This window comes from Flavobacterium soyae (assembly GCF_045348165.1).
Classification (GTDB): domain Bacteria; phylum Bacteroidota; class Bacteroidia; order Flavobacteriales; family Flavobacteriaceae; genus Flavobacterium; species Flavobacterium soyae.
In genome coordinates, this window is sequence record NZ_CP150845.1 from 2,184,574 (window position 1) to 2,203,644 (window position 19,071).

Consider the following 19,071-nt stretch of genomic DNA (forward strand, 5'->3'; position numbering starts at 1 on the left):
ATTCGAGCTAACTCTTTTTAAACCTCTTTTCTTCAGTATTTGGCAAAACCAATTGTTTTCATCAATCCCTGAAAAATTGTAGATGTAAACAAAGTCCTCAATGTCTAACTTGTGTTCTTTAAAAAAGCTGTATAAAAGATAAGCAACATTTTTAAAGTGTGATTTCTCAGGCTCTATTAGAACTAGAGTTTCCATCCAATATATTTTCTCTATTTTGGACTTAATTGTCTCCCTTAATTTATTGACAATCAAATCGTCTTTAATATTATAATAGATAATATTCATTTTTATATCTCATCTAGTTTAGGAGGAATCAATTTATACATTACCGGTGTTACAATTCTTGCCAGAATTGTTGAACTTATCAGTCCACCAATCAATACAATAGCCAATGGAGATATTTGAGGATTGGAATTCAAGGCTAAAGGAATCAAACCACAGATTGCGGTAACTGATGTTAAAACTACCGGAAGAAAACGAGTTTCACCAGCAATAGCAATTGCTTCATCAATGGACTTTCCTTCTTGTCTTAATTGATTTGTAAAATCGACTAGAAGAAGGGAGTTTTTGACTTGAATTCCGGACAATCCAATGAAACCGATAATAGAAACCAATGACATTGGGTTTCCTGATGCTATTAAAAATAATACACCTCCAAGAACTCCTAATGGAATGATGGATAGTACGATGATGATTCCTTTAAATGTTTTGAATTGCAGTAATAAAACAGCGATGAATAAAAACGTACTCAATATAATTACAGCAAGAAAATTACCTCCTAATGCATCACCTTCTGATTCTTTTTCTCCAGATAGTTTGTAATAATAACCTTTTGGCATTTTAAGTTTATCCAATTTCGGTATAATATCTACCAGCAGGTTATTTGCTAAATAACCATCTTTTGTCATGGCACTGACTTTTGAAAAGCGTGATTTGTTAAAGTGGTTTATTGCTGTTGGTGCTGTTTCAAAAGATATTGTTGCAATTTGATTTAGTGCAATTGGTGTTCCCTGAACATTATTTACATATAAATTTTTTAGTGCATCAAGATTAGAAAACTTATCTCTAGGTAAAGTAATAGTAACGTTTCTGGCATCACCTCGGTTATCTATATAATCTCCAACTGTTAAACCAGCAACGGCAAAGCGAATTACTTTGTCAATTTCGCTTGTTAGTACACCCAATGTTCTTGCTTTTTCTTTATTAATTTTTACTTTAACATCTGTTTTATACGTATTTAACTCGTTGTTGATATATACTGTTCCTTCTTGATTTCTTAAAATAGTCTCCACTTGAGAAGAAAGCTTGCGTAAAATTTCCTGGTCTTCGCCAAATAATCGCACGACTATATTAGCTTCCAGAGGTGTTCCTTGTTCAAAATCTTTTACTTCTACTTTAGCATAGGGCATCGTTTTAAATTTTTCGCGCAATTTTTGTATAAGAATAGTTTTATCTGAAGGTTTTGCTTCATCTTCCAATTGCACGAAAATTTGAGCAAAATCAGATTTTCTGTCCTGAGGATGTACGTTGTAGTAAATCTGCGGATTTCCTTTTCCCACATTTGAGGTGAAGTATACAATTTCTTTATGGTTTTTCAACTCTGTTTCAACAATTTTTGTTACCCTGTCACTTTCCAAAATATTGGCTTGAAGCGGCATTTTTATGTTGATTAAAAACATTGGCTTTTCCGAAGTTGGGAATAACTTAAATCCAGCTACAGAAAACAGTCCAAAAGCGATAACACTTAAAAATATTGAAATGGCAATCGTAGTTTTTGGAAATTTCAGTGCTTTAGGCATAATATTTTTGTATGAACTGGTAAGGAATTTTTGCAAATACTGAAGAAATATATTTCCTCCTTCATGTTCATGTGTTTTTAAGAATCGACTTCCCAAAAACGGAACCAATGTTAAAGCCACAAGCATAGAAGCCAATACACTCGTGATTACCGCCATAGGCAAACTTCTGATGAATTCACCAGCCATGTCAGGAAGAAAAGCCAGTGGTATAAAGGCTATGACCAAAGTAGCCGTAGTACCTACAACAGCAACACCAATTTGTTTTGTACCTTTTAAAACGGCATCCATTTTAGAATGCCCTTCACGGAGCCAGCGTTCGATATTTTCTACAACAACAATGCTATCATCAACCAGCAATCCTAAAGCAACCACCAATCCAACAATACTTAATTGGTTTAAGGAATACCCTAAAGCATTCATTGCAATTAATCCTAAAGCCAATGATAAAGGTATCGATATCATAACGATAAGGGATGCTCTGGAACCTAAAGGTACTAATGTAATGACAACCAAAAGAATGGCAAGTCCGAAGTCAAAACCTAAATGTCCCAAACGTTTTGATACCATATCGGCCTGGTCAAAGTTTTTTATTAGTTTGATGTTAGCAGGTAAATCTTTAGAAAATTCATCAATTATTGGTAAATATTCTTTCTGAACATCACTAATGTTTACATTGTCCTTCATTCCGGCTGTAACCAAAACACATCGGTGTCCATTAATTCTTGTAATATGATTTACTACTTCAGATTTGTAACTCACTTCGGCTACATCTTTCATATAGATGATTTTTCCATTAGCATTGTAAACAACCGTATTGGCAACATCATCTGCATTTTTGAATTTACCACTTGTTTTTACATTGAATACTTTGGTATCCAAATCAATACTTCCACCAGGAATATCAGCAGCTTCACTTTGTAAACTTCCCATTACTATATTCAATGGAATTTTTAATTGTGCCAATTTTTCCAAATTCAAATCCACTCGGATTTCCTGTTCAGGAATTCCAGCATATTTTACATCTTTAAGATTGGTTATTTTTTCAATTTTTGTCTTTAGTTTATCCGCTTCATCACGCAGTTTTTTGTCAGATGCACTCTCGGAAACCAAAGCTACCTGAAGAATTTTTACATCCGAAGACGAAATTTTCTCCGTTTTGATCTGATAAATATCTTTTGGTAATTCACTGCTTTTTAAGGCATTCATTTCGGTAGAGATTTCCTGATATTTATTATCAACATCAACGCCGTATTTAAATTTTACCTGAAAAGCGGCAACACCATCTTCTACAGTAGTTAGTATTTTTTCGATATTTTCTAATCCGTAAATCTTATTTTCAATAGGCTTTACGACTTGTTCCTCCATATCTTTTGGACTCGTACCAGGATAAATAACTGTAATCAAATATTGTGGCGGATGCGTTCCGGGATCTTCTGCTCTAGGCATCGTGAATAAGGTAAGAACCCCTACTACAGCAATTAAAAGAGCGAGAATCAGTGTAAACTGATAATTCTTAACTGAAAAGTTTGTTATCTTCATGACGTTGTTATTTAATTATTTTGATAGTTGATTGTTCGTTTAAATAAGCACTATTAGAAATAACTATTTGGTCAGTTTTTCGGAGTCCATTTTTTATAAATACCCTGTTATTTTCAAATTTATTTATCGTAACAGGCTGTCTTTTTACCTTGTTATTTTCTACGATAAATACAAAGGCCTTGTTTCCATCTGCTTCGATAAGTGAATTATAAGGGATAACGATAAAATCTTGTGCGTTCTCAGTTTGTATGTCTGCTTTCCCAAACATACCTACAGCTGGCTTGATATTTCCCATTTTGAGTTTCAATTCTACCTGAAAAGACCCTAAGGCTGCATCAGCAGATTGTGATTTTCGGAAAACGGATGCTTCAAATGGCTTTTCAGGGTAGCTATCAAGTTTGACGATTGCTTTCTGTCCGATTTTTACAGATGCCCATTCTTGGTCTGTCAATCCAATTTTTAGCAAATAATTATTGTTTTGGGTTGTTTCATTTATCGCTAGAACTGGAGAACCTGCACCAACAATTTCTCCTACGTTAGCTATTTTTCTTGCCACAAAACCATCGGCGGTTGCGAATATTTTTGCGTAACGAGCATTGAAAGCTACAGCATCTTTCTGCTTTTTAGCAATGTCAAGCCCTGTTTTCGTATTTTGTAATTGTTCTAGCGTGTAGACACTATCTTTATAAAGGTTGTAGGCACGTGTATAATCACGTTCGTATTTTTTTACATTCAGATCGGTTTGATTTAACCCTGCCCTAATTTCAGTTTCATCTAAAGTTGCTAAAAGCTGTCCTTTTTTGAAAAATTGCCCTTCTTCTACAAAAATATGACTAACAACTCCACCAATTTTAAAAGCGTAATTAGCTTCGTTTTCTGTTGTTACTAAACCTGAAGCACTTATATCACTTGTAAGTACCAAAGATTTTACAGTTGCTGTTTTAATTGAAATAACATCAGCAGTTTCTAATGTGTCATGCTCTTTTTTTTCTTCTTTACAGGCATAAAAAATAGGGAAGGCTAAAAGACATATTGCTATTGATTTTTTACTCACAAGTATAAAATTATTTTTTCGGTGTTTGTGAATCCTTGATTTCATAATTATTATGTTTTTAAATTTATTTTAAAGTAAAAGCTGCATTGGCTCTCTCTAATTCAGCAAAGGCAATCCAGGAATTATAAAGAGATATATTAGTATTTAGTTGGGCATTTACCCATTGATTTTGTGCATCTAAAAGTTCGATGTAGATAGCTTGACCTTCTTTATATAATTTAGTTATGTCCTCATTATACTTTTTGGCAGATGCTTTCTGATTTTTATCGGCGTTGAATTGTTCCAGTGCAGATTTCAGGTTGTTTTGTGAAACCTGAAATTGAAGTAATAACTGTTGTTTTACATTATCTATTTGGGAACTTATTTTCTTGGTGTCTTCTTCAACTTGTCGAAGCTTATACTTGTTTTTGTTCCCTGAAAAAATGTTCCATTCCAACCCAAGCCCGGCAAAGTAATACCTTGATTGTTTATTGACTTCAAAATCAAAATCCTGAAAGCCTAAATCCGCAAAACCACTTAATTTCGGAAACCAATAAGATTGTGTTAACTTACCTACATTGCCATTAAGCTCTTTAAATAAGCTTAGTTGTGAAAGTTCTTCTCTGTTTTGGGTATTTTCATTGGCTATTACATTAGGAAGCAATTCATTTTCAGAATCAACTTCTATTTCGGTATCAAGCTTCCGATTGAGCAAAAAATTAAAATATGACTTAGCATTATTGTTTACTTGCTTCGCAGTTTCGAGGTTAGCCTCTATACGAATTACTTCATTATCACTTCGCAGAACTGCTGTACGGTTTATTTTGTCATTTTTAAACAGGGATTGATTAACTCTTTGATTTTCCTTTACCAATTTTAAAGCATCCTGATAAATTTTAACTCCCTCAATTGATTGCAGGTACTTGTAGTAAGCAATTTTTATTTCTTTTACTAACTCTCTTTTGTAAATTTCGAGTTCTATTTTTTGTAAGGAACTTTGCTGCATCTTAATTCTCTTGTTATAGATGATTTCAAAATTCAGCAATGGCATTGTTGTATGAATTTTGGCATCGTAAAAATTATCAGGATTTATTAGAACTGACTGATTTTGTAAGGTCGGAAAGGCGTTGGAATTTGTGATTTGATTTAAGGTATTGTAAACTGGGTTTAACAAATCCCCCATAGGAATGTCTATTGTTCTTCCTCCCTCAGCTTTTGTATAATTAGCATTTAAAGAAACTGTTGGATAAAATAGGGAACGAGCTTCTTTTAGGGCATATACACTCTTGTTAATGTCAAAGTTATGCTGTTTGATAACTTCGTTAGTGGTTAATCCAATTTGGATATAATTGTCGAGCTTGCTTTGTGAATATCCTAGATATCCAAGACAAATCATTACCAGTGTTGTTACATTTTTCATTATATACATTGTTTATTAATTGAACATTGTTCATTTTTTTAAGCAAAAAAAAATTAAAGTTTCTCTATTATTTTTAAATATTCATTATATCCATCAAATAAGATAGTATCAGGGTTAGTGAATTTAACACCTTTGGTTCTTTGTCGAATTTCAAGACAGCACATACCATGCACCAAACTCCAAACCATAAATGAAAGAGGCTCTACGTTATGACCTTTGAAATGACCTTTGTTAATACATTCTTCAACTGTTTTTTTTACCAGGCTAAATGTTGTTACGCCTTCATCCCAATTTTCATTATCAGAGTTTTCCAAGAATTCCATTGGTGCTTTAAGGTTAAACATCAAATCATACATTTCAGAATTTTCCAGGGCGAATTTTATATACATAAAACCCATTTTCCTCAATCGTTCCATTGGATCTTCAACACTAAACAATTCCTGAAAGTACCCCCCCAGCTCTTGAAAACCTATAGAATGCAAATCATGTAAAATTGCATTTTTATCTTTAAAATACACATAAACTGTACCTATACTATAATCAATTTCATCAGCTATGTTTCTAATGGTAGTTTGTTCGATTCCTTTTTCTATAAAAAGTTTTTTTGCTCCTTTTAGAATTAGATTCTTTAATGCTTCTTTTTCTCTTGCTTTTCTATCTGCTACACTCATAATTGATTTATTCTTTTGCAAATGTATGTATTTTTTTTGAACAATGTTCATTTTTTAATAAAAATTAAACACAGTAACCAAAAATGCTTGTTTTTACTGTGTTTTTTTATGATATAAACCTTTAAATTTTCTTAGGATTTTAGGAAACAGAGAACGATTAAATTCAACTATATCTTCATGAGATGGAGGCGAAGTGCATTCAATCAATTTTGTAATAGCCAAACCTGCCCTGCTCCTCAAAGAGTTCTTATTGAATGCTATGAGAATGTTTCCTGATTTCGCATCCGCAATCTAAATCAAGGTAATTGCAGTTTTGCAAAAAAGTATAAAACAAAAAAGCTCCAAATTTCTCTGAACTTTTCTAATAGTGCTAATGGGATAATTCTCGAACCATTTTTTAGTTGATTTGAATAAATTAAAAAATAAAATGTTAATAAAAATGAGGTCTCATAGAACTCTCAAAGGGCAGAGTTAAAATAAGTCCTCTAATAAAAATTAATGTAGAAATGTTTACTAGTTTATTTGCTGTTTTGTTATTGATGTGGTGTTTAAGCTAAATGTGGAAAAGCGTAATTATATGACAAATTAAATGCTTAGTTTCGCACACTAAATTAAAAAGATTAATCTATATAAATTAAAAAACTCTCAGCACTTCTTACTTGTAATTATTCATTTATACTTTCTATAAGGCAGAATTAACCTTAGAACATTAGGTAACTGCAGGTGACGGTGCTGATTTTGCTTTTGAAAACAATTACAATTTGATGTTGACAGATACATTAAAGAAACAAACATTTGCTTGAAATTGCTTTTGCTGATGAAATGAATATAAAACTTTTGCAGAAAATGGAAGAAATGACACTTTATTTACATAATTGAACAAAATAAACAGATAAAGAATTAAAAAATGAAAATCAAAATTTCAAATTAGTATTTGAAAGACTTAAAAAAAAAATGAACAAAAATTAAATTAAAATTATTTATGAAAATTAAACCACTATTCTTATTTTTTCTTCTCTTTGTAATCTCTGTAAATGCTCAGATTTATACACCACAAGGTACAATTCAAGGAGCATCAACAAATGATAATGTAGGAATTGGAACTAATGCTCCTACTAATAAATTAGATGTAATTGGTAACGGTAGAATATCTACAACACTTACTGTTGGAGTAGGGAGTGTTGTAGGAAATAGATTTATACAATTAACACCAACTACTGATACCTCAATGCCAAATATTCAAGGAATTCTCGCAGGAACGGGGCCAGGAAGTTTTACTTTACAAGGCTTAGGAGGAAACGTTGGTATCGGTTCCCAAACTGCACCAACTGGAAAACTAGATATTTTTACCGGTAGTACAGGAATTTCCACAACAATAGCAGCATTACCTACTGGTATGATTTCATTTGCAAATAATGGTTCAAGCACAGTTCCTACTATCTTTAGTAAAAGCAGTAACTCAATAGGATTCTCAATTTTCACAGGCACCAATGATGCAAACGTAAATCCAGATATGAGATTTGTAGCAATGGAGGAAGATGGTACTGATTTCGCAACTCTTACAAGTCCAGCATTTAGATTCTCTCGATTCAGTACTCCGTTATTTGAAATTCTAAGAAATGGAAATGTTGGAATTGGAACTACATCGCCAATAGCAAAATTTCATGTCGTTGATACAAATGGAGGGATTTTCTTTGATGGGTCAAATGCAGCATATAATAGATTTAAGTCAACAGCGGTTGCTCCGGGTAATCCAAAACCATTATTAATTAGCGCACAATTATCAGGGACAACTCCTGATATATACATTAATACTTCTGGAAATTTAGGTCTGGGAACAATGAATCCTACTTCTAAACTTACCGTTGCAGGGAATATAAATTCTCGAGAAGTTAAAGTAACCGTTGATGCCGGAGCAGATTTCGTTTTTGAAAACAACTACAATTTATTATCTCTTAATGCTCTTGACAAATATATCAGAGAAAATAAACATTTACCAGAAATTGCTTCTGCTGATGAAATGAAAAAGGAGGGAATCAATTTATCTGAAATGAATATAAAACTTTTACAGAAAATAGAAGAATTAACCCTATACACAATTGAGCAGCAAAAAAATACTGAAAAACTAACGAAAATTATTGAAACATTAACCAAAAGATTGGAAGTTGTGGAAGAGAAATAACCTCAAGACACTAACAGCGATTATATTGAAAACATGAGTATGAGCAAGATTTATTTGTGTAAAATGGATGTTTCAATGTTTATAAATCAGTTATTAATAACCAATACTTTGTCAGGAAATGAATTGTCTAAGAGGAAGTCTCTTTAATGGTTTAATGTTTCTGAAAGTGCAATGAAAAAGTAAAGCTTACAATATTCTAGTGAATCTATATTTTTTTATACACTCAAAAATCTATTTATATTTTGCAATGAAAAACATAAAAACAAAACAAATACTATTTTTTACGTTATTATTTTTAATTTCATTAAAAGGCTTTACGCAAGTTACATCTACATATATACCCAAACTTAATATTCCTTCTTCTCCGGAAACATCTAAATTTAATCAGTTTATAGATACTCCGGTTGGATACAATACCGGAATACCTAATATTGACATTAATTTAGGGGAAATCAATATTGATGGTGTTTCTGTCCCTATTTCATTAAGTTATCATTCAGATGGTATAAAAGTTGATGAAAAAGCAACATGGGTAGGTCTAGGCTGGAGTTTAAATGCGGGATATAAGGTATCTCGAAAAGAAAATGGTATTCCTGATGAAAGTCGTTTGTTTTTTCAACTAGATTCAAACTCACTAAATTCAATACAGGGAATTAAAAATTTTTCTGACAATAATCCTCAGACCATACCAAACGCTATGACTCTATCTACAGCGTTAAAAAAAGAGAATACTAATTCTGATTATCGTCCTGATGAATTTAATTATTCAACCTCTAATTCAAGTGCTAAATTTTTGTTTTCGCAATTAAAACAAAAGTTTGTTGCTTTCCCTTCAAATATGGATAAAATAGAGGTTGATTATCAGTTAAGTAAAATTAATACTATTAAAATCACTGATGATAGTGGCATTAAATATTTTTATGGAATAGATGCCAATGCGAAAGAGAGAACAAATCCATTAACCCATAATTTTTATAATTCATGGAATATAAGTAAAATTGAAAATATAAAAAACCAAGTAATTTCTTTTTCATATAACTTATATAATTTACAGAATTACGAAAGACCAGTAGTTTTAATGGATAACCTTTCAACTTCAATAAGTAATGATCAACTAATCAATTTAGAGTCAAGTTATGTTTCTGAAATAAACTATCCAGAAGGTAAAATAGAATTTATTGCTGAGACAAATAGACAGGATTTAAAACAATTTCCAAAATTGAATTCTATTATTTTTAGAAATAAAGCTAATCAGGTAATTAAAACTATAATCTTTAATTATTCTTATTTTACAAATACCTTGGCAAATATTGCAAGTGATAATTTTACTGAAAACAGTGGAAAAAGACTAAAATTAGATGGTATTGATGTATTTAATAATATAAATACAGAAAAACAATCCTATTCTTTTACTTATTACGATGCTAATATTCCTGACAGATTAAAAGGGGGCAGTGATTATTGGGGTTACTACAATGGAACTTTACAAAATGGTGTCCCTTCTCGTGTAAAATATTCTATTAATAGTACTACAGGTCAAGAAAACCCTGATGTAATGGGCGGTTATTATTCGGGGGCTGATAAAAATATAAATACTCAAACTTTTAATACTTTTTTATTAAAAAGCATTACCTACCCAACTGGTGGAAAACAAGAATATGTATATGAAAACAATTTTGGAAAACTTTCCAGTAATACTGATCAGACATTTTTTTGTTTAGCTAACAAGTATCTGCCTGTAAATCAAAAACTACTAAATTATAACATTAACGTTTTTGGGCTTTTTAGTCAAACTTATGCTGATGGCATTTACTTTGGATCCCCTCAGCCCTCAGAAATAGTTACTCTAAATCAATACGAAAAAAAGTATATTTTTAGAACAAGTATTCCTATAAATGACTCAAACGTAAAGAGTATAGGTAAGTTATACACAAATAATCTGTCTCATAATTTTGATAAAACAGTACTTGGTGTAACAAATGCAAGTCAATTAAACATGGGTATTGAAGAAAAAAGATATTTAATAAAAAATGGTGTAAAAACCCTAATATCAGGACCTGGATCATTGAATACAAGTTTACCTAATAATAATGAAAAATATATTTCATATTATGCTGCAGGCTTTTCAATTGATAATTATGATACTTTTGAAATTGAAATCTCATTTATTTATAACAAACTGTTAACTCCGCAGCTTAATAACAAACCATTTAACTTTAACTATAATTTGGACGATGTTAAAAAAGATTTTAATCAGATATACAATGATAATATATACTTAATAGGTGGAGCACGAATTAAAGAAATAAATGTAATTGATAAAAATTCTATAATCAAAAAAAGAGGTTATAAATATTCAGATGATTTTTCAGAAAGTGGTTTGGCTTATTATGTCCCCTCTTTTTCGCAAAGAAGAGTGAAATTCAATCGTTATGTTGATGATCAATGTGGGTTACCATGCGGATATATTGCAGATCGTTATTGGTCTTATAGTTCAGATGGTATCTTTAATACATCCAATGGGAGTAATGTCGCTTATCAATATATAGAAGAACAGATTTATGGGATTGGTAATTCTTATTTAGGAAAAACAGTTTATGAATATTATTTGTCTACACTATCTAGTGATAGTAATTATACTTCATTTAATGCAAATCCCTATTCATTTATCAATACTTTCGACTGGGTTAACAAATCATTGAGGTCGAAGAAAATTTATAATTCTACTGATGCTATAAATCCTTTAGTTAAAGAAGAATACGAATATTTTTTCAATAAGCCAAATATAACAGAAAGTGTAGATGAAATAAGAAATGATTTGGCAATGAATGATATGATTATAGGCCAAGGTGATGATTGCTTAGACTCTATGTTTTATACTTATGAGGCTGCTGCTGTTTCTAAAAAACTACCCTATTTTAAGCATTTTCTAGGATTTAGTTTACCTAAAACAAAAACAACAACGGAATACTTTAATGGAGCTGCGCTAATAAACACTACTAGCTATAATTATAATTTTAATGGAGATTTATTATTATTAAAAAATGAATTGACAACTAACTCTAAAAATGAAAATTTAGAAAAAAAATATTATTATCCAGTTGATTCGGCAGATCCTGTGAATTCTAATTTAGTTGCAGCTAATAGGATTTCAAAACCAATAGATACAGAAACTTATAGAAATGGATCAAAGTTATCTGAAAATAAAACAATTTATGTTAATGACGCCTCAACAGCAGGATTACTATTACCTAAGTACGAGTATGCTGCTAAATTTCCTAATAATTTTCCTAATATTCCTAATGTTGGGACTCTGGAAAATAAAATCACATACAATCAATATGATTCCAATGGAAACATTCAACAATATACGGTTGAAAATGGTGTGTCTGTGACTATAATATGGGGATATGATAAGACCAGGCCTATTGCAAAAATTGAAAATGCTACTTATGCTGACGTCGCATCGCAAGTAGCGAATTTACAATCTTTGTCTGATACGGGTACTGAAGATAATCTTATCTTATCCTTGAATGATTTACGCACTAGTCTTCCCCTTGCTATGGTTACAACATACACTTATATTCCGTTAATCGGCGTAAGTACTATTACCGATCCAAAAGGTGAGAAAACAACCTATACATATGACAGTTTTGGAAGGCTTGAATTTGTAAAAGATTCTAAAGGCAATATCCTTTCGGAAAACGAGTACCATTACAAACAATAAACCAAAAGCATCATGAAAAAAATAATCAAACTCCTTTTGGTTTTGTTTCCAGTTATGTTAATTGGACAGACGCAAACCGAAAATTATATTAAAACGGTTACTTATAAAGTAGCAAGTCTTACAAAAATAACAGCGCCAACTATTCTTCAGGCTTCTCAAAATATAACTTATTTTGACGGACTTGGAAGGCCAATACAGCAAATTGCAAGCCAGCAATCCAATTCTGGCAAAGATATCATTACCCATATCAAATATGATGGTTTTGGAAGACAGGTAGAAGAATATCTTCCTTTTAAATCTTCTAATACCAATATGGACTTTGATCAGACCGCTGAGGCAAACGTATTGGCGTATTATGCAAATCCCACGCTTGCCATCACTGGAAATCCATCACTGGAAGCCACAACGAATCCTTTTAGCAGAAAAGAACTTGAAGCTTCTCCACTTAATCGGGTACTAAAACAAGCAGCTCCCGGAAATGATTGGAAATCAGGGTTAGGACATGAAATAAAAATGGATTACCAAACTAATGGTTTAGAAGAAGTAAAACTACTTACTGCCAATACCAATTGGGATGTAACAGCAGGATTGTACACAATCACTTTTTTAAATAGCGGTTATTATCTTCCTAATCAGCTTTACAAAACCATTACTTATGATGAAAATACTGCTGCTACACCATCTGAAATAAATGGATCAACAATAGAGTTTAAAAATAAAGAAGGGCAGGTTATCCTTAAAAGAACGTATGGGACTGTTGGAACAGGTACAGTAAACGAGAAACATGATACCTATTATGTTTATGATATTTACGGAAACCTGACTTATGTTATTCCTCCAAAAGCTTCAGATCTTATAGGAACATCCACTGGTGTGCAAGCCGACCTGACATCAACAGCGGTTGTAACTACGGCAAGCGGTCCTTTAAACTTAACAGCAAGCAATTCTATCAGGTTATTGCCAGGCTTTAATGCAACAGCCGGAAGTACCTTTAGTGCGGTTATCGATAATACCAATCAGACTATTTTGGATAATTTATGTTACCAATACAAATATGATTTGCGCAATAGACTTGTCGAGAAAAAACTGCCTGGCAAACAATGGGAGTTTATTGTTTATGATAAATTAGACAGACCTGTGGCTACAGGACCTGCTAATTCTCCATTTTCAGACTTGAGTACTACCGGATGGCTCATAACCAAATATGATGCTTTTAACCGCCCGGTTTATACAGGCTGGATGACTTCTACTGCTGCAACAACTCTAGGAAGAAAAACATTGCAGGAGGCTCAGAATAGTGCTGTACTTACCGTACTTAATGAAACTAAGCAAACAAGCGGAACAATAGATGGTATTGATGTTTATTACAGTAATTCTGTAGCTCCAATTTCTTTTAAACTTCTTACCGTTAATTATTACGATAATTATACTTTTCCAAGTAATCCCATAATTACGATACCTGCAACAGTAGAGTCACAACCTGCCTTGACTACTGCGCAGGTAAAAGGACTGGCAACTGCATCCTGGACAAGGGTGCTTACTACCAGTACAGCAATATTGGGAGAAATCAATGCTATCTTTTATGATTTAAAGGCGAGGCCTATTCGTAACTATACGATAAATTATCTTGGAGGTTATATTTGCACTGACAGCAAATTAAAGGATTTCTCCGGACGATTGGAATATACTATAACAAAACATCGAAGATCATCTTTAGATACAGTTGATCTTGTTACAAAAGAGGTGTTCAGCTATTCTGATCAAGATCGTTTACTAACGCAGACACATCAAATAAATGGCGTGCTGCCAGCCGAGCTTATCCTAAGTAACACCTATGATGAATTAGGACAGTTGATTTCTAAAAAAGTAGGCAATACTGCTGAAGCTCCGACTCAAAACATAAATTATACTTATAACATCAGAGGATGGATGACGGGGATTAATGATATCAATGCTTTGGCTAAAGCGGGAGATCCAAAAGATCTATTTGCTTTTAAGCTAAATTACAATACACCAGCAACAGTAATTACTGGTGCAAAATCTTTATATAATGGAAATATTTCGGAAAGCTTTTGGACAAGTGCTTCTGAAACTACACCGGTAACTCGTGCATACGGTTATCAGTATGATGACTTAAACCGCCTTAAAAATGCTGTATTTAAAAGAGGTACTGCTGTGGCAAATAATGCTTATAATGAAACCCTGACTTACGATAAAAACGGGAATATCATAACTCTTTTACGTAATGGGGGAAGCGATGTAACGGCAGCTCCAATAGATAATTTAGTCTACAGTTATGCTAATAATAACAATGCCAATCAATTGATGAAAGTGGCTGACAGCAGTAATAAAACTTTAGGTTTTGTTGACAGTGTGGCAAATACAGTAGACGATTACAGCTATGATGTCAATGGTAATATGACCAAAGACAACAACAAAAACATCACGTTAATTACTTACAACCATTTAAACCTGCCCACCAAAATAACTTTTGCCGCAACCGGAAACATTGTATACCTTTACAATGCTGCTGGGCAGAAAGTACAAAAGATTGTAAACGAAACAAGCAAACCTGTCATAACAACAGATTATTTGGGAGGTTATCAATATGATAATGCTGTATTGAAATTTTTTCCAACTGCTGAAGGATATGTAGAATCTATATTTGGCTCTTATAAATATGTTTACCAGTATAAAGATCATCTAGGTAACGTTCGTTTGAGTTATGATAAAACGTTTGCTATTAAGGAGGAAAGTAATTTCTATCCTTTCGGATTAAAACAAGAAGGTTATAATACTGTTAAAACTGGTGTAGAGAATAAGTATAAGTACAATGGCAAAGAGCTTCAAGACGAGCTGGGGCTTAACTTCTACGATTATGGAGCAAGAAATTATGACCCTGCTTTAGGGCGCTGGATGAATATTGATCCATTGGCTGAAAAAATGAGAAGACATAGTCCGTATAATTATGCATTTGATAATCCCATACGATTTATTGATCCTGATGGTATGGCTCCTAGTGATTGGATAAATTGGATTGGAACAAATGGCCAGCAACATATAACTTATGATAAAGATGTAAAAACTGTAGAGCAAGCTGAAGCTAAAGGTTACGGAAATGTAAAACAAGTTTTTGAATCTGGCACTGCTCATACAGCAGATTACAGTACAATGGTTTCGTTTGCAGCTGATGGAAATATCGTCATAAATAATGGTAAAAAAACTGATATTGATGATGGAGGTGTTACAACTGAAAATGGTACTTATATTTCTAAAAATAAAGGTTTAGTAGATGCATTAGGAGATGAAGTGCCAGGCGCATTACAGAATCTTGGAGATGGTTTAACATTAGCTGCAGTTCCTGTAGGTGCTACAGGAGTTGGACTTCCTTTAGCAACTGAAATGGCTTATGTTGGAGGGAAAATTTCTACATTAGGAACAGGTTTAGAACTAGTAAATGATGCATTTGAAGGTAACTTTAGTTGGAAAAAATTCTTCACAAAAGCAGTAATTGAGGGAGTTTCAGGTGGCCTAGGCGGGAATAGTGTATTTGGTCCAATGGAGCAAATAATTAATGACAACCTTTTTAATGGAGTGGATAAACTTGGAGATTCAATTTTAGATGAGAAAAAATAAATATTCAAAATTATGATTTATATATATTATATTATAGGTACTATATTTATAATTTATACTTTAATAAATTTTAAAAAAAAACCTAATGATACAATTTTTAACAGATACTATAATTCAAAATATGATAGAATAGTTATCATTATAGTATTTGGAATTATTGCATTTATTATATCTTTATTTGTAAAAAAAAATTGAAAAGACACTATATGAGACTGAATTATATTTTACTATTCTTAATAGTATTTTTTTCAAAGAGCTTATATTCGCAAAGAATTGATTTTAAAGATGAAAACTTAAAGAAAGCATTGTTAGAATTAGGTTATGATGTGAATAAGGATAATGAAATTCAAATTTCTGAAATAGATACTATAAGCAAGCTTAAGATTTCAAATAGAAATATAAAAAGCTTAAATGATTTAGTGCATTTCAAAAAACTAAAGACCGTGAATGCAATGAAAAATCAACTTGCAAACTTAGATGTATTTTTCAACAATTCAACTATTGAAGAAATTTACGTAGGAGAAAATATGTTAGGAAAGAAATTGGTAATAAAAAATATGCCAAAATTAAAAGGACTTTATGCTTTTAGAAATGGATTAAATGAACTGGTTTTGATTAACACTCCTAATATAGAGTCGTTGTATCTGCAAGGAAATATGTTCGAAAAGATTATTTTGGATAAACTTACTAAACTAAAAACCTTACAATTGTCCGAAAATGGTAATTTACAGTTGATAGATATCAATAAGAATATTGAGCTAGTTCAGCTTTACCTTAATTCTACTAAAATTGGAAAGTTAGATATTTCTAATAATCTTCTATTGAAAACACTTTATGTTGATAATGGAGTTAATTTATTAAAATCAGAAAAACAGAGCGACTTTAAACCTATGCAGAGTATAAAAGTATCTAATTAGAGGATTGCTGGCAAAAAAACAAACAAATTTAAGGGTGCATCATTGCACCCTTATTTATTAAATTCCTTTTCTCAATTTTCTTTTTTTCTTTTTATTAAACTCTTTTGAAACAAAGTCATTTACTTTTTCACCACGAAGCAGAATATCTGCAAGATTTTCTTTTACATAATTTTTTAATTCAAGATCTTGAAAGTTTTCCGAAGCGGTTGAATTGGACTTTTGGTATTTTCTTTCAAGTTCAAGAATGTTCATTGCACAGCTTTCCTGAATCCCTTTTGCACTGAATTCTTTTCCCAGACTGCTTCCGTTGAAAACGGATCTTGTATTATGATCAACGTAAGTTACTCCGTAAAGCTGTCCTTCTCCGCTTTTTCTTAGTATCATTTGAATGTGTTCCTTTTCTAATATCTTGGATAATTTTTCGGGAGAAATTATGTCTTCGCGAAAGAAAGCCAGTTTGATGGCATTTTTTACATATTTTTTACAAGACTCTTTCTGTGCCTCATTAGATTTAAACTTTCCTTCCAAAAATTTTAAGGTGGGTCTGCTGTAAAATTCACTGGCTTTTATCGGCACGCCTATCGGTTTTAAATTCTGGTCAAGTATCTTGTAAAGCAGTCCGTTGTTTTTAAAAACTCTCGATTCCTCACCTCCTCTGTCAGCATGAACATTATAGAGGTTTAAAACCGCATTGAGTTCAGGCAGGCTTGAATACTTGTAATCAAATAAAACCTTGTTTAAAACTGAATTAATTTCCTTTCTGGACTCTGCTTTTCCGTATTCGACTCTGCCAACACTTATCGGTTTTAAAGAGAAATCTTCTTTCTGTTTTCTTCCTTCGGCTTTTACGAGGCCAAAAAGTTCTTCAATTTCTTTTCTTGCAGGCTCTGATTTTTTAACGCCTATCAGATGCAGATCAATTCTTTTTCCATCTCTCTGAATGTTGTTTGTGACTAGGTGCAGATGAGGATGTCCCGCATCATGGTGCTGATAGATCAAATACGGCTGTTTTCCAAAACCTATTTTCTCCATATAAGTGTCTGCAATTTCAATCAACTTTTCTTTAGAATGATTTTCTGAAGGATCAAAATTGAGTGATATGTGAACGCTGTTCCGTTTTGCATTTTCATTCAACGAAGACAGTTTTAAAAAACGGTTCAGCTTATGAGTAAAGTTTAATTTCTCTAATTCAAGAGGATAGTTCACGGCGTTTATGCACTCAGCCACTCCTTCCTTAACTTTATTTTCGTTATAGTTGAGAATGCTGTTTATCGAACGGCTGGTTTTTATGACTGCAACCATTGTTCCGATATTTTCTGGGTGTGACTGTTGATTGCTTCTAATTTATTGGAAAGTGCTTTTCTTTCCAGATCAAATAAAAACAGCTGTGTCTTAAACTCGGGAATCATTTTCAGCGTATTTACTTTTCTGGCAATCTGGTTGACGTTGTTTCCAATTGAACGGAGTTCTGAAGAAAGCACGACGGTTTCTTCCATTAAATCATCCAATGACTGGTTGCGGTAAGTGCTTGTGATTGGTCTGCTGAATATGTGCCTACGGATATAGTCGCTTAGTTTTCTGCAGGTGCTTGCCTTGAACTGGCTTTCAATTTTTGCATACTCTTTCTCTGTCAGGCGCAGGGTTATCCTGCGTGATCTGTTTGAATTTTCTCTTTCCATCATTTTTCCTTTTCATTGTTATCAAACTCTCTTCTTTTAAGTTTCTCCACCTCCGAGTTCCGAGGCAATAGGTGGCAAGATAGGCGGTTGTCAGACAACCGTACATCTTGCTGATGTCAGGAACGTGGACATCTTTGGAGATTTTTTAAAAGCAGGCTTCTAATTTAGAGAAAATATTTGAATGTATCATGGGCAAAATATGTGCATGATGGCTGTAGGATGTGACAATAGATAAACATTTAAAAAAAGAAAAAGGGAAAAAAGAAAGCAGTCTTTAATTGGACAGGCAGACAGCTGAAGTGCTATAAGTCCCGAAGGGCATTTTTTGAGGAACGAAGAAAAATGTTATGCGCACTTCTCTGGCTGTGTCCAATACCTTGCTTTGCTTTTTTTCTTTTATGTAGTTTTAGCTAGCAAAAGATATAGGTATATGTTGGGTATTTTTTAAAGAAGTGACCAGCAGGCTCA

The 19,071-nt window shown here is 32.5% G+C and carries 10 protein-coding genes; 4 read left to right on the top strand and 6 right to left on the bottom strand.

Features of this window, described 5'->3' with window-relative positions:
* Nucleotides 1–287 precede the first annotated feature (287 nt).
* The 4 genes from AABD74_RS09480 to AABD74_RS09495 are packed head-to-tail and all read right to left on the bottom strand — an operon-like array spanning nucleotide 288 to nucleotide 6,513.
* Entirely contained in the window at nucleotides 288–3,338 is a 3,051-nt protein-coding gene (locus tag AABD74_RS09480; RefSeq protein WP_406845361.1) for an efflux RND transporter permease subunit, read from the bottom strand.
* Nucleotides 3,339–3,345: 7 nt separating this feature from the next.
* Nucleotides 3,346–4,437 (bottom strand): efflux RND transporter periplasmic adaptor subunit, encoded by a 1,092-nt coding sequence (locus tag AABD74_RS09485; protein ID WP_406845362.1) that lies wholly within the window; start codon nucleotides 4,435–4,437, stop codon nucleotides 3,346–3,348.
* 19 nt (nucleotides 4,438–4,456) lie between these two features.
* A complete protein-coding gene (locus tag AABD74_RS09490; protein ID WP_406845363.1) occupies nucleotides 4,457–5,791 on the bottom strand; it encodes a TolC family protein in 1,335 nt (444 codons plus the stop codon).
* Between the two features lie 53 nt (nucleotides 5,792–5,844).
* The gene (locus tag AABD74_RS09495) at nucleotides 5,845–6,513 is read right to left on the bottom strand and encodes a TetR/AcrR family transcriptional regulator (protein ID WP_406845364.1); all 669 of its coding nucleotides are present in this window, start codon (nucleotides 6,511–6,513) and stop codon (nucleotides 5,845–5,847) included.
* 931 nt (nucleotides 6,514–7,444) lie between these two features.
* On the opposite strand from AABD74_RS09495, the gene AABD74_RS09500 reads away from it, so the two are divergent.
* The 4 genes from AABD74_RS09500 (at nucleotide 7,445) to AABD74_RS09515 (ending at nucleotide 16,924) form a co-directional block, all read left to right on the top strand.
* On the top strand, nucleotides 7,445–8,644 hold the full coding sequence (locus tag AABD74_RS09500) for a hypothetical protein (protein WP_406845365.1): 1,200 nt from the start codon (nucleotides 7,445–7,447) through the stop codon (nucleotides 8,642–8,644).
* Between the two features lie 247 nt (nucleotides 8,645–8,891).
* Nucleotides 8,892–12,371 carry an RHS repeat domain-containing protein gene (locus AABD74_RS09505; RefSeq protein WP_406845366.1) on the top strand — a complete coding sequence of 1,160 codons (3,480 nt, stop codon included), beginning with the start codon at nucleotides 8,892–8,894 and terminating at the stop codon, nucleotides 12,369–12,371.
* A gap of 12 nt (nucleotides 12,372–12,383) precedes the next feature.
* Entirely contained in the window at nucleotides 12,384–16,007 is a 3,624-nt protein-coding gene (locus AABD74_RS09510) for a DUF6443 domain-containing protein (protein ID WP_406845367.1), read from the top strand.
* A gap of 206 nt (nucleotides 16,008–16,213) precedes the next feature.
* Complete coding sequence (locus AABD74_RS09515) at nucleotides 16,214–16,924, top strand: hypothetical protein (RefSeq protein WP_406845368.1); 711 nt, start codon at nucleotides 16,214–16,216, stop codon at nucleotides 16,922–16,924.
* A 57-nt stretch (nucleotides 16,925–16,981) separates the two neighbouring features.
* Here AABD74_RS09515 and AABD74_RS09520 read toward each other — a convergent pair whose 3' ends face one another.
* Nucleotides 16,982–18,226 carry a relaxase/mobilization nuclease domain-containing protein gene (locus AABD74_RS09520; protein ID WP_406845369.1) on the bottom strand — a complete coding sequence of 415 codons (1,245 nt, stop codon included), beginning with the start codon at nucleotides 18,224–18,226 and terminating at the stop codon, nucleotides 16,982–16,984.
* Complete coding sequence (locus AABD74_RS09525) at nucleotides 18,211–18,606, bottom strand: plasmid mobilization protein (RefSeq protein ID WP_406845370.1); 396 nt, start codon at nucleotides 18,604–18,606, stop codon at nucleotides 18,211–18,213. The genes AABD74_RS09520 and AABD74_RS09525 overlap by 16 nt, the downstream gene beginning before the upstream one ends.
* Nucleotides 18,607–19,071 lie beyond the last annotated feature (465 nt).

What these genes read in the sequence shown, in the direction of transcription:
- AABD74_RS09480 (WP_406845361.1), bottom strand. Translation starts at nt 3,338, where the DNA reads ATGAAGATAACAAACTTTTCAGTTAAGAATTATCAGTTTACACTGATT.
- AABD74_RS09510 (WP_406845367.1), top strand. Translation starts at nt 12,384, where the DNA reads ATGAAAAAAATAATCAAACTCCTTTTGGTTTTGTTTCCAGTTATGTTA.
- AABD74_RS09500 (WP_406845365.1), top strand. Translation starts at nt 7,445, where the DNA reads ATGAAAATTAAACCACTATTCTTATTTTTTCTTCTCTTTGTAATCTCT.
- AABD74_RS09490 (WP_406845363.1), bottom strand. Translation starts at nt 5,791, where the DNA reads ATGAAAAATGTAACAACACTGGTAATGATTTGTCTTGGATATCTAGGA.
- AABD74_RS09525 (WP_406845370.1), bottom strand. Translation starts at nt 18,606, where the DNA reads ATGATGGAAAGAGAAAATTCAAACAGATCACGCAGGATAACCCTGCGC.
- AABD74_RS09520 (WP_406845369.1), bottom strand. Translation starts at nt 18,226, where the DNA reads ATGGTTGCAGTCATAAAAACCAGCCGTTCGATAAACAGCATTCTCAAC.
- AABD74_RS09485 (WP_406845362.1), bottom strand. Translation starts at nt 4,437, where the DNA reads ATGAAATCAAGGATTCACAAACACCGAAAAAATAATTTTATACTTGTG.
- AABD74_RS09515 (WP_406845368.1), top strand. Translation starts at nt 16,214, where the DNA reads ATGAGACTGAATTATATTTTACTATTCTTAATAGTATTTTTTTCAAAG.
- AABD74_RS09495 (WP_406845364.1), bottom strand. Translation starts at nt 6,513, where the DNA reads ATGAACATTGTTCAAAAAAAATACATACATTTGCAAAAGAATAAATCA.
- AABD74_RS09505 (WP_406845366.1), top strand. Translation starts at nt 8,892, where the DNA reads ATGAAAAACATAAAAACAAAACAAATACTATTTTTTACGTTATTATTT.